The 14,896-nt window shown below is 62.2% G+C and carries 12 protein-coding genes and 1 pseudogene; 7 read left to right on the top strand and 6 right to left on the bottom strand.

What is annotated here, in order from left to right:
• Positions 1 to 465: pseudogene (locus MOV61_RS21640) on the top strand (flagellar biosynthesis protein FliO); the annotation flags it as partial.
• An 83-nt stretch (positions 466 to 548) separates the two neighbouring features.
• On the opposite strand, the gene dksA reads toward MOV61_RS21640, so the two are convergent.
• Positions 549 to 968 carry an RNA polymerase-binding protein DksA gene (gene dksA / locus MOV61_RS21635; RefSeq protein WP_007771163.1) on the bottom strand — a complete coding sequence of 140 codons (420 nt, stop codon included), beginning with the start codon at positions 966 to 968 and terminating at the stop codon, positions 549 to 551.
• Positions 969 to 1,238: 270 nt separating this feature from the next.
• Here dksA and MOV61_RS21630 point away from each other — a divergent pair, with 270 nt between their 5' ends.
• From MOV61_RS21630 to MOV61_RS21615, 4 genes are all read left to right on the top strand, one after another.
• Complete coding sequence (locus MOV61_RS21630) at positions 1,239 to 1,748, top strand: histidine phosphatase family protein (protein WP_247138042.1); 510 nt, start codon at positions 1,239 to 1,241, stop codon at positions 1,746 to 1,748.
• A gap of 77 nt (positions 1,749 to 1,825) precedes the next feature.
• On the top strand, positions 1,826 to 3,295 hold the full coding sequence (locus tag MOV61_RS21625; RefSeq protein WP_247138041.1) for a YcjX family protein: 1,470 nt from the start codon (positions 1,826 to 1,828) through the stop codon (positions 3,293 to 3,295).
• The gene (locus MOV61_RS21620) at positions 3,292 to 4,371 is read left to right on the top strand and encodes a YcjF family protein (RefSeq protein ID WP_247138040.1); all 1,080 of its coding nucleotides are present in this window, start codon (positions 3,292 to 3,294) and stop codon (positions 4,369 to 4,371) included. The genes MOV61_RS21625 and MOV61_RS21620 overlap by 4 nt, the downstream gene beginning before the upstream one ends.
• A gap of 102 nt (positions 4,372 to 4,473) precedes the next feature.
• On the top strand, positions 4,474 to 5,028 hold the full coding sequence (locus tag MOV61_RS21615) for a hypothetical protein (RefSeq protein ID WP_046608124.1): 555 nt from the start codon (positions 4,474 to 4,476) through the stop codon (positions 5,026 to 5,028).
• 16 nt (positions 5,029 to 5,044) lie between these two features.
• On the opposite strand, the gene folK is transcribed toward MOV61_RS21615, so the two are convergent.
• The 3 genes from folK to folP are packed head-to-tail and all read right to left on the bottom strand — an operon-like array spanning position 5,045 to position 6,721.
• A complete protein-coding gene (gene folK, locus MOV61_RS21610) occupies positions 5,045 to 5,587 on the bottom strand; it encodes a 2-amino-4-hydroxy-6-hydroxymethyldihydropteridine diphosphokinase (RefSeq protein WP_247138039.1) in 543 nt (180 codons plus the stop codon).
• Entirely contained in the window at positions 5,556 to 5,921 is a 366-nt protein-coding gene (gene folB, locus MOV61_RS21605; RefSeq protein WP_038542831.1) for a dihydroneopterin aldolase, read from the bottom strand. The genes folK and folB overlap by 32 nt, the downstream gene beginning before the upstream one ends.
• Entirely contained in the window at positions 5,921 to 6,721 is an 801-nt protein-coding gene (folP, locus tag MOV61_RS21600) for a dihydropteroate synthase (protein ID WP_309493830.1), read from the bottom strand. Before folP ends, folB begins: the two co-directional genes overlap by 1 nt.
• Positions 6,722 to 6,974: 253 nt before the next feature.
• On the opposite strand from folP, the gene MOV61_RS21595 reads away from it, so the two are divergent.
• A complete protein-coding gene (locus tag MOV61_RS21595) occupies positions 6,975 to 7,523 on the top strand; it encodes a DUF922 domain-containing Zn-dependent protease (RefSeq protein WP_408962412.1) in 549 nt (182 codons plus the stop codon).
• A gap of 419 nt (positions 7,524 to 7,942) precedes the next feature.
• Here the strand turns inward: MOV61_RS21595 and MOV61_RS21590 are convergent, their stop codons facing one another.
• Both MOV61_RS21590 and MOV61_RS21585 read right to left on the bottom strand, forming a co-directional pair.
• Positions 7,943 to 8,263 carry a 2Fe-2S iron-sulfur cluster-binding protein gene (locus MOV61_RS21590; protein ID WP_038542828.1) on the bottom strand — a complete coding sequence of 107 codons (321 nt, stop codon included), beginning with the start codon at positions 8,261 to 8,263 and terminating at the stop codon, positions 7,943 to 7,945.
• Between the two features lie 133 nt (positions 8,264 to 8,396).
• A complete protein-coding gene (locus tag MOV61_RS21585) occupies positions 8,397 to 8,765 on the bottom strand; it encodes an Hpt domain-containing protein (protein ID WP_408962411.1) in 369 nt (122 codons plus the stop codon).
• Positions 8,766 to 9,373: 608 nt separating this feature from the next.
• On the opposite strand from MOV61_RS21585, the gene MOV61_RS21580 reads away from it, so the two are divergent.
• A partial coding sequence (locus tag MOV61_RS21580; protein WP_247138035.1) for a hypothetical protein occupies positions 9,374 to 14,896 on the top strand: 5,523 nt, incomplete at its 3' end.

Below are 14,896 nucleotides of genomic sequence, written 5' to 3'. Positions count from 1 at the left end.
GAACCGCCCGCCCGCCAGGCCCCGGAAGTAAAGTCCGAACAGTTGCGACCGATCGCGGCTTTGGCAGCCGCAGCCCCGCCGCCTAGCCCAGCTCCTGCCCCCGCTCCTGTCCAAGTTCCTGCTTACGATGACGCCGCCGATTTGCTCGATGCCGCCCGCGAACGCGTCTTCCAGGAAGCGCCCGAGCCCCGCGTCGTGCCGGTTAGCGCCGCAATCGTGCCGCCTGCCCTGCAATCGGCCGCCGACAAGCCGAAACAGCTCGGCAGCGATTTCGAGCGGATTCTCGAAGAGGAAATGGCCAACAACCTCGCAGCCCGCGAGTCGGCCGTCATCCCCCAGCCGAACCGTCAGATACAGCCGAGGAACCCCGGCGTGCCGCCGGTTACCGGTGCGACACCGGAACCGAGCCTGCAGTCGGAAGTCGCCCGTATCTTCGGCGAGATGTCGGTCACCCGCGACAAGTGAGCGGGCGCCCCCGCCATTTTGGGCCCAAGAAAAAAGGCACGGAAAAACCGTGCCTTGAATTCGTTTATGGCTGATCAGGCGAATTATTCGTCCCGATAGACCTTTTCACGACGCTCGTGGCGTTCCTGCGCTTCGATCGACAGTGTGGCAATCGGACGAGCGTCGAGACGCTTGAGGCCGATCGGTTCGCCCGTTTCCTCGCAGTAACCGTAGGTGCCGTCCTCGATGCGCTGCAAGGCGGCATCGATTTTGGAGATCAGCTTGCGCTGACGGTCACGGGCTCGAAGTTCGATAGCTCTGTCGGTTTCGGAGGAAGCCCGGTCGGCGAGATCGGGGTGGTTGGCGCTCTCTTCAGCCAGATGGCCGAGCGTTTCGCGCGCTTCTCTCAGAATATCGTTTTTCCAGGCGATCAGTTTTGCCCGGAAATACGCTTTCTGGTTTGCATTCATGAACTCGTCGTTTTCAGAGAGCACATAATTGCTAAGATCGATCTTCTCACTCAACGCGATTCTCCTGAAGAACATCTCATGCGGCGCTCTATATCCTATCCTCCCATCCGGATTCAAGCCTCGCGCTCAGTATTAAGGCATTTTTAAAACTGTCATAAAAATCCGCTAAACGGCTATTTTTTAAGCTTTTATTCTGAATGTCCGAAACTCTTCTCCACAGGCGCACGCGCCCGGCGGGGCTATTTCAGAACATCTGCGGCAGTTGACGAGTCTCATGCCGAAAGGGTACCCATCGCTTCCATCCTCTTAACAGCGGTGCCGGGCATGACGATGATCACTCCTCCTCCTTCCCGCATCTATCTCCTGCGCCACGCCAAATCCGGCTGGGCGGAACCGGGACAGCACGATTTCGATCGCCCTCTCGACAATCAGGGCTTCGCACAGGCCGAGATCGTTGCCGACAAGGCTGCAGATCGCAACTATCGGCCTGATATCCTTATCAGTTCCACCGCCATGCGGTGCCGCCAGACCGCCGAAGCCATCCGCCGCGCGATCAGCGAGGAGATCGAGCCTGTCTTCATCGACGAACTCTATAACGGCTCGCTCGGCACCTATCTCGCCATTCTCGCAGGCCAAAGAGACAGCAACTCGGTGATGCTCGTCGGCCATAACCCGACCATGGAAGAGGTTCTGGAAGGGTTGATCGGCGCCGACCAGATGGTGGCGGCGGTCCCGGGCGGTTACCCGCCTGCCGGCCTTGCGGTGCTCGATTATCGCGGTTTTGTCGCCGGCTCGGATGCCGCCTGGACACTGACCGACTTCCTGACGGCCTGACCAGGACCCGAACGACGGCTTTGCTGCCTCGCAACGGCTTCCTATATAGGCGTAAACTCTGGACCCGGAACGACGCCTTGCCGCCTTCGCTTACCAGCTTCTCGGATGACGCGCGCATCGCGCTCGACAATCTCGCCGACCGTGCCTCGGGCCTCGTGCATCCGACGATCAGGCTCGGCGTAACCGGCCTGTCGCGAGCCGGCAAGACCGTTTTCATCTCATCGCTCGTCCACAATCTCCTGAACGGCGGGCGGCTGCCGCTCTTGGAAGCGCTCCGGTCGGGCCGGGTGTCGGCGGTGCGACTCGAGCCGCAGCCGGACGACGCCATTCCGCGCTTTCAATACGAAGACCATATCCAGGCCCTGGTGCGCGACCGCATCTGGCCGGATTCGACCCGCGCCATCTCGGAACTGCGGATCACCCTCGACTACCAGAGCGCCAGCGGTTGGGGCCGAATGTTTTCGCGCGGCCGGCTGTCGATCGACATCGTCGATTATCCGGGCGAATGGCTGCTCGACCTGCCGCTGCTGGCGCAGGATTTTCGCACCTTCAGCGACAATACCGCGGCACTTGCCGGGACCGGCATCCGGGAGGAGTTGTCGAGGGAATGGTTGGCTCTCGCAAACGGCATAGATGCGGACGCCCCGGCGGACGAAATGACCGCAAGGCGGCTGTCCGAAGCCTTTGCGGGCTACCTCAAGGCCTGCAAGGCGGACGAACGGTCGCTTTCGACCCTGCCGCCCGGCCGTTTCCTGATGCCCGGCGATCTTGAAGGCTCGCCGGCGCTGACCTTCGCGCCGCTGCCGAACATGTCCGACACCAAGGCGCCGAAGGGCTCGCTGCGGGCGATGATGGAGCGCCGTTACGAGGCCTACAAGAACGTCGTCGTCAAACCGTTCTTCCGCGAGCATTTCGCCCGGCTCGACCGCCAGATCGTGCTGATCGACGCGCTGCAGGCGATCAATCGCGGTCCGGAAGCGGTGCAGGATCTGGAACGGGCGCTGACCGACGTGCTCGCCTGTTTCCGCCCCGGCCACAACAGCTTCTTCTCCTCCCTGATCGGCCGCAGGATCGACAAGGTTCTGGTCGCCGCCACCAAGGCGGATCACCTGCATCACGAAAGCCATGATCGCCTGGAACGGCTGACCGGTCGGCTGGTCGATCGCGCCGTCAAACGGATCGGCATGGCCGGCGCCGGCATCGAGGTTATGGCGATCGCATCGGTGCGCGCCACCCGCGAGGCGACAGTCAAGGAAGACAATCACCTCCTGCCGGTTATTGTCGGCACGCCTATCGCGGGCGAGATGATCAATGGCGAACGCTTCGACGGAAACAAGAAAACAGCGATATTTCCCGGTGACTTGCCGGAAGATCCTGAAGCATTTTTTCAGCAGCTGGATTCCGTCAATGCGGAGCTTCCGGAGATCAATGTGGTGCGCTTTCGCCCACCGGCGCTCGAAGAGGCGAATGGCGGCATGAAGCTCTCGGTACCGCATATCCGGCTCGACCGCGCCATGCAATTCCTGTTCGGAGACCGCCTCGCATGAGACCGCCCGAATCACCTCAGAACGGCAAGCGCCGACCCGCGTCTTTCTCGGTCGAAGAGGAAGGTGCGGCCCGGAACGAAACTTTGCCTGTCCCTCGCCGCAGCCCGCGCAGCTTCGAGGACGGCGTGGTCGTGACGCCCGACGAACAGGATCCGTTCGTGACGCCGCCCGAACTCGCCGCGGAGGCCATCCCGGTCGCCGAGCCCCGGACGCGCAAGAAATTCTCCTTCGTCAATCTGGCGACGGCGGCCTTCGGCACCTTCCTGTCGCTCGCTTTCGGTCTGTGGGCCGATAGCGTCATCCGCGACCTGTTCACCCGTGCCGACTGGCTGGGATATGCAGCACTCACAGCACTTGCCATCGGGCTCGTCGCAATCGCCGTGATTGTCGGCCGCGAGATCTTCGGCATGATGCGGCTTTCCGCCGTCCAGACCCTGAAAGCGCAAGCGGAAGAGGCCGCCCTTTCCCCTCGCCCAACCGCCGCGCGTGCCGTCGTTGCCACGCTTGCGAAACTTCTCAGTCACCGGGCGGAGACCGCCAAGGGTCGCGCCAACCTCGACGCCACGAAGGACGAGATCATCGATGGCCCCCAGCTTATCGAGCTTGCGGAACGGGAGCTGCTGGCGCCGCTCGACCGCAAGGCCCGTGCTCTCATTCTCGGATCGTCTAAGCGCGTCTCGATCGTCACCGCCGTCAGCCCCCGTGCCGTTGTCGACCTCGCCTACGTGCTCTTTGAAGTGACGCGGCTGATCCGTGCCATGGCCGAACTTTACGGCGGCCGGCCGGGCACGCTCGGCCTGTTGCGACTGATGCGGGACGTCATCGCCCATCTCGCCGTAACCGGCTCGATCGCCGTCGGCGATGGAGTAGCCCAACAGGTCCTCGGGCATGGGCTCGCTTCCAGACTGTCGAAGCGGTTGGGCGAAGGCGTGATCAACGGCCTATTGACCGCGCGAATCGGCATCGCCGCCATGGATCTTTGCCGGCCGCTACCCTTCCGGGCGGTGAAAAGGCCCGGAATCAGCGATTTCATCTCGGATATTGCGGCAGTCGGCGGGCGAAAAGATGAACAATAGAAGGGTTGACCATGGCCCAAATCCGGCCATGGTCACCAGTCGTTAACCATTCCCACCTAAATTACGGGACACTTAAAGTTGCTGCTCGTCAGGGGAAAGTTCATGTATTCGCGCTTCTTTTCGCTTCTGGGCGGGTTCGCCATTCTGACAGTCGCGACCACTTCCGCCATGGCGCCGCAGGCTGAAGCCGCTCCGCGCGACAAGGCATTCTTCCAGTCGGTCGCCGGCGTCTGGAAAGGTCCCGGCGAAATCGTCGCCGGCAAATACAAGGGCACGAAATTCAGCTGCAATTTGACCGGTGCGGCTATCCCGGACAGCGATGTCGGCATCAAGCTCGACGGGACCTGCCGTGTCGGCGTATTCCAGCAGCCGATGTCGGCCACCATCACCCAGAGCGGCCGCGGTTACACCGGCAAGTTTCTGGATGGAGCCGAGGGCAAGGGACTGGACATCATTTCCGGTTCGGTCAGCGGCGACAAAGTCGTCATGGGCATCAACCGCAATCAGCTCAACGGCGCGATGGTCGCGAGCCTGCGCGGCGAGAACAAGATGAACATCACCATCTCAATCAAGGTCGAAGACCAGATGGTACCGGTGATCGGGCTCAGCCTCGACCGCGACATGGATTCGATCGCCGTCGGTTCGATCCAACAATAAGACACCAAGGGGCGCCTCAGGCGCTCTGCCACCAATCCTGGCTGTCGCGTGCGACCTTGATGCCGGCGATGTCGGCACCCCCAAGCCAGTCACGCACTTTCCTTCCCTTCACCAGAAGATCCGGGGCGATGTCGGCAAGCGGCATCATTACGAAGCCGCGGTCGGTCATGCGCGGATGCGGCACTTCCAGTTTTTCGGTCTTCTGCTCGCGCGTCCCGTAGGTCAGGATGTCGATATCGATGGTGCGTGGTCCCCAGCGCTCCAGGCGGACGCGCTTCATGCCGCGCTCGATCGACAGGCAGACGTCCAGAAGATCCTCCGGCTCCAATGAAGTCTCCACCAGAACGCAGCAGTTGAAGAAATCCGCCTGGTCGGTCTTGCCCCAAGGCGGGGTCGAATAGAGTTTCGACACGGCCACGACCCGGCAGTCTTCGCGCGCATCGAGCTGCCGGAGCGCCTCGGCCATGGACGACGGCGGATCGCCGATATTGCCGCCAAGCCCGAGAGCCGCGACTTCGAACGTCTTTTCAGGCGAAATGCTCAACACGCACCTCCGCATAATCGAGGATGCCAGGGATCGGCACGCTCGGCTTGCGCACGGTGATCTCCACCCGGCGGATCTGCGGCGACCAGGCGCACAGCGCCTTGCCGATGTCCTTGGCAAGCGTCTCGATGAGGTTGCGGCGGCGACCGGTCACCACCTTCTCGACGATCTCGTAGGCGATGCCGTAATGCACCGTGCTTGCGACATCATCGTTTTCGAGCGCCTCGTCCGCCTCTACGTCCATGACGACATCGATGAAGAAACGCTGGCCCAGCGTGGCCTCCTGCTCGAAGGCACCGTGCTTGGCGTAGAATGCACAGTTCTTCAGCGTGATCGTGTAGGTCGCCATCAAAGGCCCTCTCTTTCTTCATGAGCGGAGGCCGCGGCGAGAACCGCGTCGGCTATTGCCAGCGCGTCACGGTTGGCAGCGACATTGTGGACACGGAAGATCGAAGCGCCCGCAAGACGCAGGATCGCCGTCGTCGCGGCGGTGCCGACGTCGCGTTCGCCCGCCTTCTCGCGGCCCGTCAGGGCGCCGATGAAGCGTTTCCGCGAGGTGCCGGCGAGCAGCGGGAAGCCGAGCCTATGCAACTCGGCAAACCGCGCCATCAATTCCAGGTCGTCGTCACGGTCCTTGGCAAAGCCGAAGCCGGGATCCAGCACGATCGCATCTTCGGAGATGCCGGCGCTGCGTGCGATCTCGAGCGACTGCTGCAGGAAAAATTCCTGGTCAGCGATCCTGTCGGACCGCTTTTCCTGTTCGCGCCCGCGGCCGGTATGCATGATGCAGACCCCGGCAGATGTTTGAGCCGCGACAGTGGCGATCTCGCGCTCGCGCTGCAGGCCGTGGACGTCGTTGACGATATGGGCACCTGCCGCCATCGCCAGACGCGCGGTTTCGGCGCGGTAGGTATCGATCGAGATCAGCGCATCCGTCTCCGCGGCGAGTTTTTCGATCACCGGCAGGACGCGGTCCTGCTCTTCGGCCGCCGATACCTCGGCCGCGCCGGGCCTCGTCGATTCGCCGCCGATATCGAGAATAGCTGCGCCGTCGCGGACACAGGAAAGGGCATGAGCCACCGCGGCATCGACATTTCCGTATTTTCCGCCGTCGGAAAAGGAATCCGGCGTGACATTGATGATCGCCATAATCTGGCCTTGGCGGCCGAGTTCAAGGGCACGACCGCGCCCGACACGCCAGGTGCTGTTGCGCTGCGATATCACTGGCCGGCCGTCTGTCGAAGGGTAACGCAAAATTTGATGCCTTTGTGTTGCGCTCAGGCTGGCTATGCCCCAAGGTCCCCATAAGTTCAACGTCGCAGGCCATAGAATGTTCTCCATGCGCAGAGTCCGCCGGTTTTTCGGCGTCTTTCTTCCTCTCTGCGCGATCCCGGCGACGGCCATGGCAGAGCCGATCATCAACAAGACCTATTCCTATTTCCGGATCGGCGGCCGCACGGCCGAGGATCTCGACAAGGAACTGGAAAACCTCGGCCCTCTCACTCGCGGGACCGGCCATCGCCATCCGGGCGCCACCGAAATCAAGTTCGGGGGCGATGTCACCTATGTGGAAAGCGGTGGCCGCTGTTCGGTCGGCGGTGCACGGGTGACGCTTCGCACCCACATCATCCTGCCCCGCTGGGGCAATCGCGGCCGAGCCACGGCCGAGCTGGGCTTCATCTGGGATACGCTCTCGAAGGACATCAAACGCCATGAGGAGCGGCACGCGGAAATCGCCCGCAACCATGCGCGTCAGCTCGAACGGGAACTGCTTGGTCTACCTGCCAACAGAACCTGCGACGCGCTGGAAAAACAAGTTGCGGAAACGACCCGCCGGGTTCTCGAAGCGCATGACCGGGAGCAGCTCCGATTCGACCAGATCGAGGCGGCCAATTTCGACGCCCGGATGATGCGGCTGCTGCAGTACCGCATGAAACGATCCGGAAATTAATCCGCTCTCTTCCGCTCTCTAAAGAATCAGCCCCGCCAACGGCTGCGAAGCTTTTGCCGAGCTTGCGCCATCCCTCGTCAATGACGGGTGATTTATGGTGATAGTCTAAAATACGAATCTCGGATATAACCTAAGACATAGCTTACCTACCAACGCTTCGAAAAACGAAGCAGATGAGGTAGATAGCCGCAAGATCAGCGTGCCCCTCCGGTTTCGGACCGATGTGTCGAACGCAGTTGCTTCAGGTGTTCCTGAGTTTTTGATTTCCAGCGTTTTAGTTCTCCTGGCGTGTCTTCAAGCCGCAGGTGTTTCCTCCCTCCCCTGCTGGTGATGCGCCCGCCTTGCCTCGCTTGCCGCTTTTGCGGAGCGAGGCTTTTTTTTGCCCGGAAAGGTGATGGGATATGACGGTCAGGCCACGGTCAGGCCTGGCGCTCGGGCACGTTGACCACGAGACCGTCGAGATCCGCCTTGACCTTGATCTGACAGGAAAGGCGCGAGTTCGGCTTCACCTCGAAGGCGAAGTCGAGCATGTCTTCCTCCATGGGTGCCGGCGGGCCGACCTTTTCGGTCCAGGCCTCGTCGACATAGACATGACAGGTCGCGCAGGCGCAGGCGCCGCCGCATTCGGCCTCGATGCCGGGGACGGAATTGCGAACCGCATTCTCCATAACGGTGGAGCCTGGCTCGGCTTCGATATCGAAGCGCGTTCCGTCGAAGGCAACGATGGTCAGTTTCGTCATGATAGGGAAATCCGGAATGTTGAAGGGTCAGGGCACACTATTTGAGCGTGCTGTCTTCCAATAAAAGCCCGGCGCAGTCAACATTTCGGGGCGCCGCCGGCTGTTCAATCGGCGCCTCGCCCAACCGATTCGCTCAGCGGCAGAGTTTGTTGATGAAGTTTTCGGCCTCGATGACTGCGGCAGCGACCGCAGCCCGCAACGAGGCGTCGGAGGCATTGTCTTCAAGGCGCTCGGCAGCGGTGGAAACCTTGAAGGCGCCGACCGCACCGGCAGCACCCTTCAGACGGTGTGCGGCTGCGACGACGTAGGCGCTATCGGCGCTTGATATATCGTGCAGCGCGCGGCGTGCCTGGCGTGCAAACATCTGCAGCACTTCGACTTCAAGGGTCTTGTCGCCCATGGTCTGGGTCGCGAGATGGACGAGGTCGATCGGACGGGACTGCGAGGGGCAAGCGCCCCGGAGGGTTTCCGGAGCTTCGAACGCGATACTGACGGCTGCCATTGCCATGAACCTGTTTTCCCTGTTGTTCTTCTGATAATGTCCCGAATTGTGCGGGCCAATCGCAGCTATCCCGTTAAATTCCGGCACAATCTGGGCCGGTTTCTTCCCATATGGTTAATTTCTGCTAAGCTCCCGGGATTTTGGGAGTTTTGCATCTTCGCATGGTTTAAATTCTGTTAACAACATTCCGCAGCATCATTCGAAGGCAGGCGTCATAATTGTGCAGGGTGGCCGAATGTGCCACTACAATACGCCTAAGGTGGCGAGGAATATCGTCCTTTTGCCCCGGGTGGTAGGTTGGTAAGCTTTCATTATCATCCGTTTGAAAGAACGGCCATCCGACTTGAAAATGAATAGGAAACTGCAAATCCGCTTTGTGGGTGGAGAGTTTCCGGCAGGCAGCGTTCCATCTGTCGGTCTGCGGGCGGCAGCGCGTCAGATGGGATTTGCCGGGCGAGTATGTAACGAGGCGTAACCGCATGGCAAAGAACCCTAGCAGCGAGTCGATCGATGAGACGGCGTTCCAGGCGTTGGAAGATGCCCTAAAAATCAACTTCAACGATGATCAGTCGCGTCAAAGATCAGTGCCCCATGCCTCGGAGGCAAGAGTGTCAGACACTAACAAACCGCGTCAGACCCAGTACCAGGATGATGCCGCCGAATCATACAGGTCGGCCGCTACTGAAACCGCTGCCAAATCCCCCACATTCCAGCCTGCCAACGATTCGGGGAAGCGCAGTTCGACGGCGATCCTGCGGACGCTGGAAGGCGGCGCAATGCGCTCGTCGATCCGCAATGCGGTGATCGTCTCGATCCTCTGGGCAATCGGCGGTATCGCCCTCGGGCAGATGATCTACGGCAACCAACTCTGGCAGATCACCTCGGTCGAGGGCGTTCTGGCTGCGCCCGGCATCGTCGCGCTCGCGGTCTGCATCTTCGTCCCGATCATGCTGTTCTTCGCCTTCGCGATCATGATGGCTCGCGCTCAGGATCTCAGGACCGCCGCCCGCTCGATGGCCGAGGTGGCGCTTCGCCTTTCGGACCCGGAGACGGTTGCCTCCGAACGGATCATGAGCGTCGGTCAGGCCGTGCGCCGCGAAGTATCGGCGATGAACGAAGGCATCGAGCGCACCATTGCCCGCGCCGCCGAGCTCGAAACACTCGTGCATTCGGAAGTGAATGCGCTGGAGCGGAGCTTTACCGACAACGAATTGCGCGTTCGCGGCCTCGTCCATGAACTTGGCGCCGAACGGGACGCCATCGTCAACCACGCCGAGCGTATCCGTTCGTCGATTGCCGGCGCCCATGACCAGCTCAAGGAAGAGCTGTCGCTCGCGACCGAAGAAATCTCCATTCGCTTGGCAACCTCCGGCGAAGCCTTCGCCTCGATGATCGAGACGCGCGGCGCGGCGCTGATGGAGAAGTCCAACGCCGCCGGCGAAGCGCTCGGCAGCCTGCTGACCACCAAGACCGAAAACCTGCTGCAGACGCTCAATTCCTCCGGCTTCGCACTCGCCCACGAGTTCGACGAGCGGATGGAAGCGATCAACACCGTGCTTTCGCAGCGCGGCCAGGCGCTTCTCAACGAATTCCAGACGCGCGCCTCCTCGCTCGACGCCAATACCGAAAAGCTCAACGCGGCACTTGCCGACCGCACTCGACAGCTGAACGAGACCCTGCTTGCCCGCACGCGGGAAATCACCGACGGACTTGCCGAAAGCGAACAGACGCTCACCGGTTCGCTCGGCGGCATCCTTGCGGCACTCAACAGTTCGCTCGAAGAAAAGAGCTCGTCCTTCCGGCAGAGCCTGCAAAGCACCGTCGAAGACGTGGTCCTCGACCTCGACATGCGCTCCGGCTTCTTCGAAGAGCGCCTGCAGACGACCGTCGGCCTGCTCAGCACGACCTTCGACGACAGCATCTCGCAATTCACCTCCGCCTTCGACCAGCGCGCCGGCACGCTCGACAGCAAGCTGATGGACAGCCTTGCCCGCATCAACGAGACGGTGGCCAGCGGTTCGGACGCGATCGAGAACATTCTCTCGTCCAGCGTCGAGCGCATCAGTTCCTCGCTCACCGATCAGTCGCTTGCGCTCGAGACGACGCTTGGCACCGGCCAGGAAATGCTGGACTCCATGCTCGGAAGCCGCTCGCGCGAACTGTCCGACGCATTGTCGGCCCGCAGCAGCGAAATTCAGGACACGCTGTCGTCCCGCGCTACCGAAATCCAGGATGCGCTCGTGACGCATACCGGGGAACTCCAATCCGTGCTTGTCTCGCGCACCGGAGAACTCCAGGACGTGCTTGGAACTCGGACAACCGAGCTCCAGAGCGTGCTCGCCTCCGGAACCAGCGAACTTCACGACGTGATCGGCGGCCGCGCCACCGAACTTCAGAACGCATTCACCGCACGCGCCAGCGAACTCCAGAGTGTGCTCACCTCGGGCACCGGCGAGCTTCAGGATGTGCTTGCGTCGCGCACCGGTGAACTGAAGGGCGTATTCGCCTCCGGCACCAGCGAACTTCACGCAGGCTTTGCGAACGCGCATCAGAATATCGAAACAACGCTTGCCGAGCGCAGCAGCAGCCTGCTCGGCACGCTTTCCGAAAACCAGGCCAAGTTCGAACAGAGCTTGGCAATCCGCTCGGGCGCCATCATCGCTGCACTTTCCGGCAGCCACGATCATCTGACCGAGGTGCTCAGCCAGAAGTCTGCCGCAATCGAAACACTGATGTCCGGCGCGCCGGAGCGGCTCGCCGGCATGTTCGACGAAAAGTCGGAGCACATCTCCCGCACGCTTGCGACAAGCGAACAGCGGATCGGCGACGAGCTCGGCCGGCGTGCGTCCGAGATGCAGTCGTCGCTCGATGCCAATCGCGAGCGGATTTCCGAAATCCTCGAAGACAAGTCGATGGAAATCGCGACGTCCTTCGCACTCGGTGAAGATCGCCTCGCAGGCATGCTGGACGACAAGTCGGAATCGATCGCCCGTGCGCTTTCGGAGACCGAACAGCGCATGAGCGGCGACCTCGCCCGCCGCACCTCGGAAATCAACGAATCGCTCGGCATCAACCGCGACAGGCTTGCAGAAATCCTCGACGACAAGTCGATGGAAATCGCCACCTCCTTCGCACTCGGCGAAGACCGCCTCGCCGGCATGCTGGACGAAAAGTCGACGGCCATCGCCAATACCTTCATCGATGCCGACGTCCGCATCGAGCAGTCCTTTGCGGCCCGCGCGGAGACCATCCGCAACGCCTATGCCGACAGCCAGGTCAATCTCGACCAGTCGCTCGATAACCGGACGGCGGAGCTTGCCCGCATTCTCGAAAGCGGCGGCGATCGCCTCGAACAGACGGTCGGCGGCGCAACCAGCCGTATTGAAACGGCGCTCACAAGCGGCGCCCAGCGTTTCGAAACGGGCATGGCGGATGGACTGGAACGGGTAGAAGCCGTTCTCGGCTCGACGCAGGATCGCATCGCCGCGACCATCGGCCTTGGCCACCAGCAGCTGGAAACGACACTCGGCTCCGGCTACGAACAGATTCGCGACACTCTGGAAGAACGCACGAACTCAATCGCGACCACGCTCGGCGACGCGCAGAGCCAGATCGGGACCCTGATGCAGGACCAGGCGACGTCGCTCGGCACCTCGATTGCCGCAAGTGCCGGAATGCTGGAAATGTCGCTCGAAACCCAGCAGAATGCTCTGCGCGATGCGATCGATACGGCAGGTCAGTCTCTCGAAGAACGTCTGCGCGACAATGTCGGGACGCTTGCCGTCCGGCTCTCCGATGCTGCCGGCGAAATCGGCCGGTCGGCCGACGCATTCTCCAACCGCATCCGGCAGACGGTCGGCGGGGTTCAGGGCGCACTCGAGGAAACCGGCAGCCGCATCGAATCGACGTTCGGCGGGCTCGAAGGCCGTATCCGCGGCGAAATTCTCGAGGCCGCCCAGCTCGTCGACGAGGCCGGCGCCAATCTTTCGGCCACGCTCACCAACCGCACGGCTGACCTCGAACGCGTGGCCACCGAGGCTTCGGATCGTATCACTGACACCATGGACGGCCGCACCGCCCGTATCGAGGAACGCCTCGGCACGATCGACCGCGCTCTGACGATCGGCCTCGACAACGTCACCAAGACCATCGAAAGCAAGGCTGTCGGCCTCGCCTCGACACTGCGCGAAGCAGTCGGCGCCGCAGCCCAGAGCATGGACAGCGAAGCCACCCGCTCCGCCGAAGTGCTGGCCCGTGCCGGCGCCGAATTCACCGAGGAACTCAGCAATCGCAACGCCGAGTTCACCAAGGCGATCGAGGAACGCTCGACCCAGATCGTCGGCCGGATTTCGGAAACCCAGAACCGGCTCGCCGGCCAGGCGGCAACCGTAGCGCTCGCTTTCTCCGAAGCCGGCAATGCGATCGTCCACAAGGTCGCGGAGGCCGACAGCCTGGTGAAGCGCCAGGTAACGGCAATTTCCGAGGCGCTGGACGATGCGCAGAAGGCTCTCGACTCGCGCGGCGACGGCATCCGCACCACGCTCGCCGATACCGCAAGCCACCTCGATAGCGCCATGGACGCCGTCGACCGGGCACTCGCGGCCCGCGGCGAAGCCATTCACTCCGCCCTCGACGCCCGCGCCCGTGACCTGAATTCCATGCTCGCCGGTCGCTCGGCTGAGTTGACGCGGCTTCTGGACGAAAAGGCGAAGCCGATGGTCGAGGAATATGCCGCGACCGGCCGCAACGCCATCGAACAGATGACGACTGCTGCCCAGCAGGGTGCAGAACTGCTCTCGGCTGCGGCGCAGGAAACGTCGGCACGGCTTTCCTCTGCCGCGGAAGAAACGACCTCGCGGCTTTCCTCCGCCACGGAAGAGTCGACGGCGCGTATCCGCAACGAGAATTCGGCACTGGTCGATGCGATCGCCGCACGGACCAACGAGACGCTTGCCGCCATCACGCAGCGGACCGAAAGTGCCGCCGGCACCATGCGTCACGTCGAACAGGGCCTGTCGGCCAGCGTCAACAGCCTTATCGACAAGCTGGCGGAAAGCAATTCGAACATTTCCGCGATGGTCCAGGAGACGGCGAAGGAACTCGGCAGTACCGCCGACGCCGTCGCCCATCACCTCTCGGAAGCCGACCGCAAGCTGAGCGTGACGGCCAACCGCTTCGTGCAGTCGGCGACCAACTCCGCCGATATCGTTTCGGGCTCCACCCGCATGCTCGAAGACAATATCGGTCGTATGTCGGACGTCTTCGGCAACACGCTCGATCAGGTCAGCAGCCTTGTCGGCCGTTTCGACGACCATTCACGCGTGCTTGTCGAAGCATCCGAACTCCTCGGTGCAGCACAGTCCAACCTCGCCAGCACACTGGACGAACGTCAGGACGCGCTGCGCAACCTGTCGACCGGTCTCGTCAAGCGGTCCGAGGAAATCGAGACGACGATGCGCGGCATGACGAGCCTCGTCGACAGCGCGTTCGAGCGGGCGGAAGAACGTTCGCTGCAGGTCGGCTCGCGGCTCCGCGAAAGCCTGCATGCTTCGTTTGCCGATATCGGCCGGACGCTTGGGGAAACGCAGCATCGTGCCGAAGTCACGGCTGATGCAATGCGCGAAGCGCTGATCAGCGCCGGCAGCGACGCCAACCACGCCATCGAGACGACGCTCTCCGATGCCGAAAAGCGCACCCGCGATCTCTCCGAGCGGATGCGCGGCAGCATCTCGCAGTCGCTCAGCGACGTCGAACAGCTGCTGTCGGATGCTACCACCCGCTCCGGCAGCGCTGCCGAACAGCTGCGCGATACGCTGAGGGAATCGGTCGAGGAAGCCATCAACCGCTTCTCCGGCGCAACCGACGAAATCCGCCGCTCGGCGCAGGATATCCGCCGTGAGCTGGATACGACCCGCACCGAACTGAAGCGCGGCGCCTTCGACCTTCCGGAAGAAGCCAAGGAAAGTGCAGCCGCGATGCGGCGTGCCGTTGCCGAGCAGATCAAGGCACTACAGGACATCTCGGCGCTGGTCGGACGTTCGACGCAGAACTTCGAAATCTCCGAGGCTTCCGCACCACGCCAGGCGCCTGCTCCCGCTCCGCAGCCGGCTCCTGCCCGCCCGCAGCCACAG

It is taken from the genome of Neorhizobium sp. BETTINA12A (genome assembly GCF_023006485.1).
In the GTDB taxonomy this organism is placed as follows: Bacteria; Pseudomonadota; Alphaproteobacteria; order Rhizobiales; family Rhizobiaceae; genus Neorhizobium.
Note: the sequence above shows the minus strand (reverse complement) of the source record. Positions and strands in the feature narration are given on the sequence as shown.

What these genes read in the sequence shown, in the direction of transcription:
- MOV61_RS21630 (WP_247138042.1), top strand. Translation starts at nt 1,239, where the DNA reads ATGACGATGATCACTCCTCCTCCTTCCCGCATCTATCTCCTGCGCCAC.
- folP (WP_309493830.1), bottom strand. Translation starts at nt 6,721, where the DNA reads ATGGCGATCATCAATGTCACGCCGGATTCCTTTTCCGACGGCGGAAAA.
- folB (WP_038542831.1), bottom strand. Translation starts at nt 5,921, where the DNA reads ATGGCGACCTACACGATCACGCTGAAGAACTGTGCATTCTACGCCAAG.
- MOV61_RS21620 (WP_247138040.1), top strand. Translation starts at nt 3,292, where the DNA reads ATGAGACCGCCCGAATCACCTCAGAACGGCAAGCGCCGACCCGCGTCT.
- MOV61_RS21590 (WP_038542828.1), bottom strand. Translation starts at nt 8,263, where the DNA reads ATGACGAAACTGACCATCGTTGCCTTCGACGGAACGCGCTTCGATATC.
- MOV61_RS21615 (WP_046608124.1), top strand. Translation starts at nt 4,474, where the DNA reads ATGTATTCGCGCTTCTTTTCGCTTCTGGGCGGGTTCGCCATTCTGACA.
- MOV61_RS21585 (WP_408962411.1), bottom strand. Translation starts at nt 8,765, where the DNA reads ATGGCAGCCGTCAGTATCGCGTTCGAAGCTCCGGAAACCCTCCGGGGC.
- MOV61_RS21595 (WP_408962412.1), top strand. Translation starts at nt 6,975, where the DNA reads ATGGCAGAGCCGATCATCAACAAGACCTATTCCTATTTCCGGATCGGC.
- folK (WP_247138039.1), bottom strand. Translation starts at nt 5,587, where the DNA reads ATGCGGAGGTGCGTGTTGAGCATTTCGCCTGAAAAGACGTTCGAAGTC.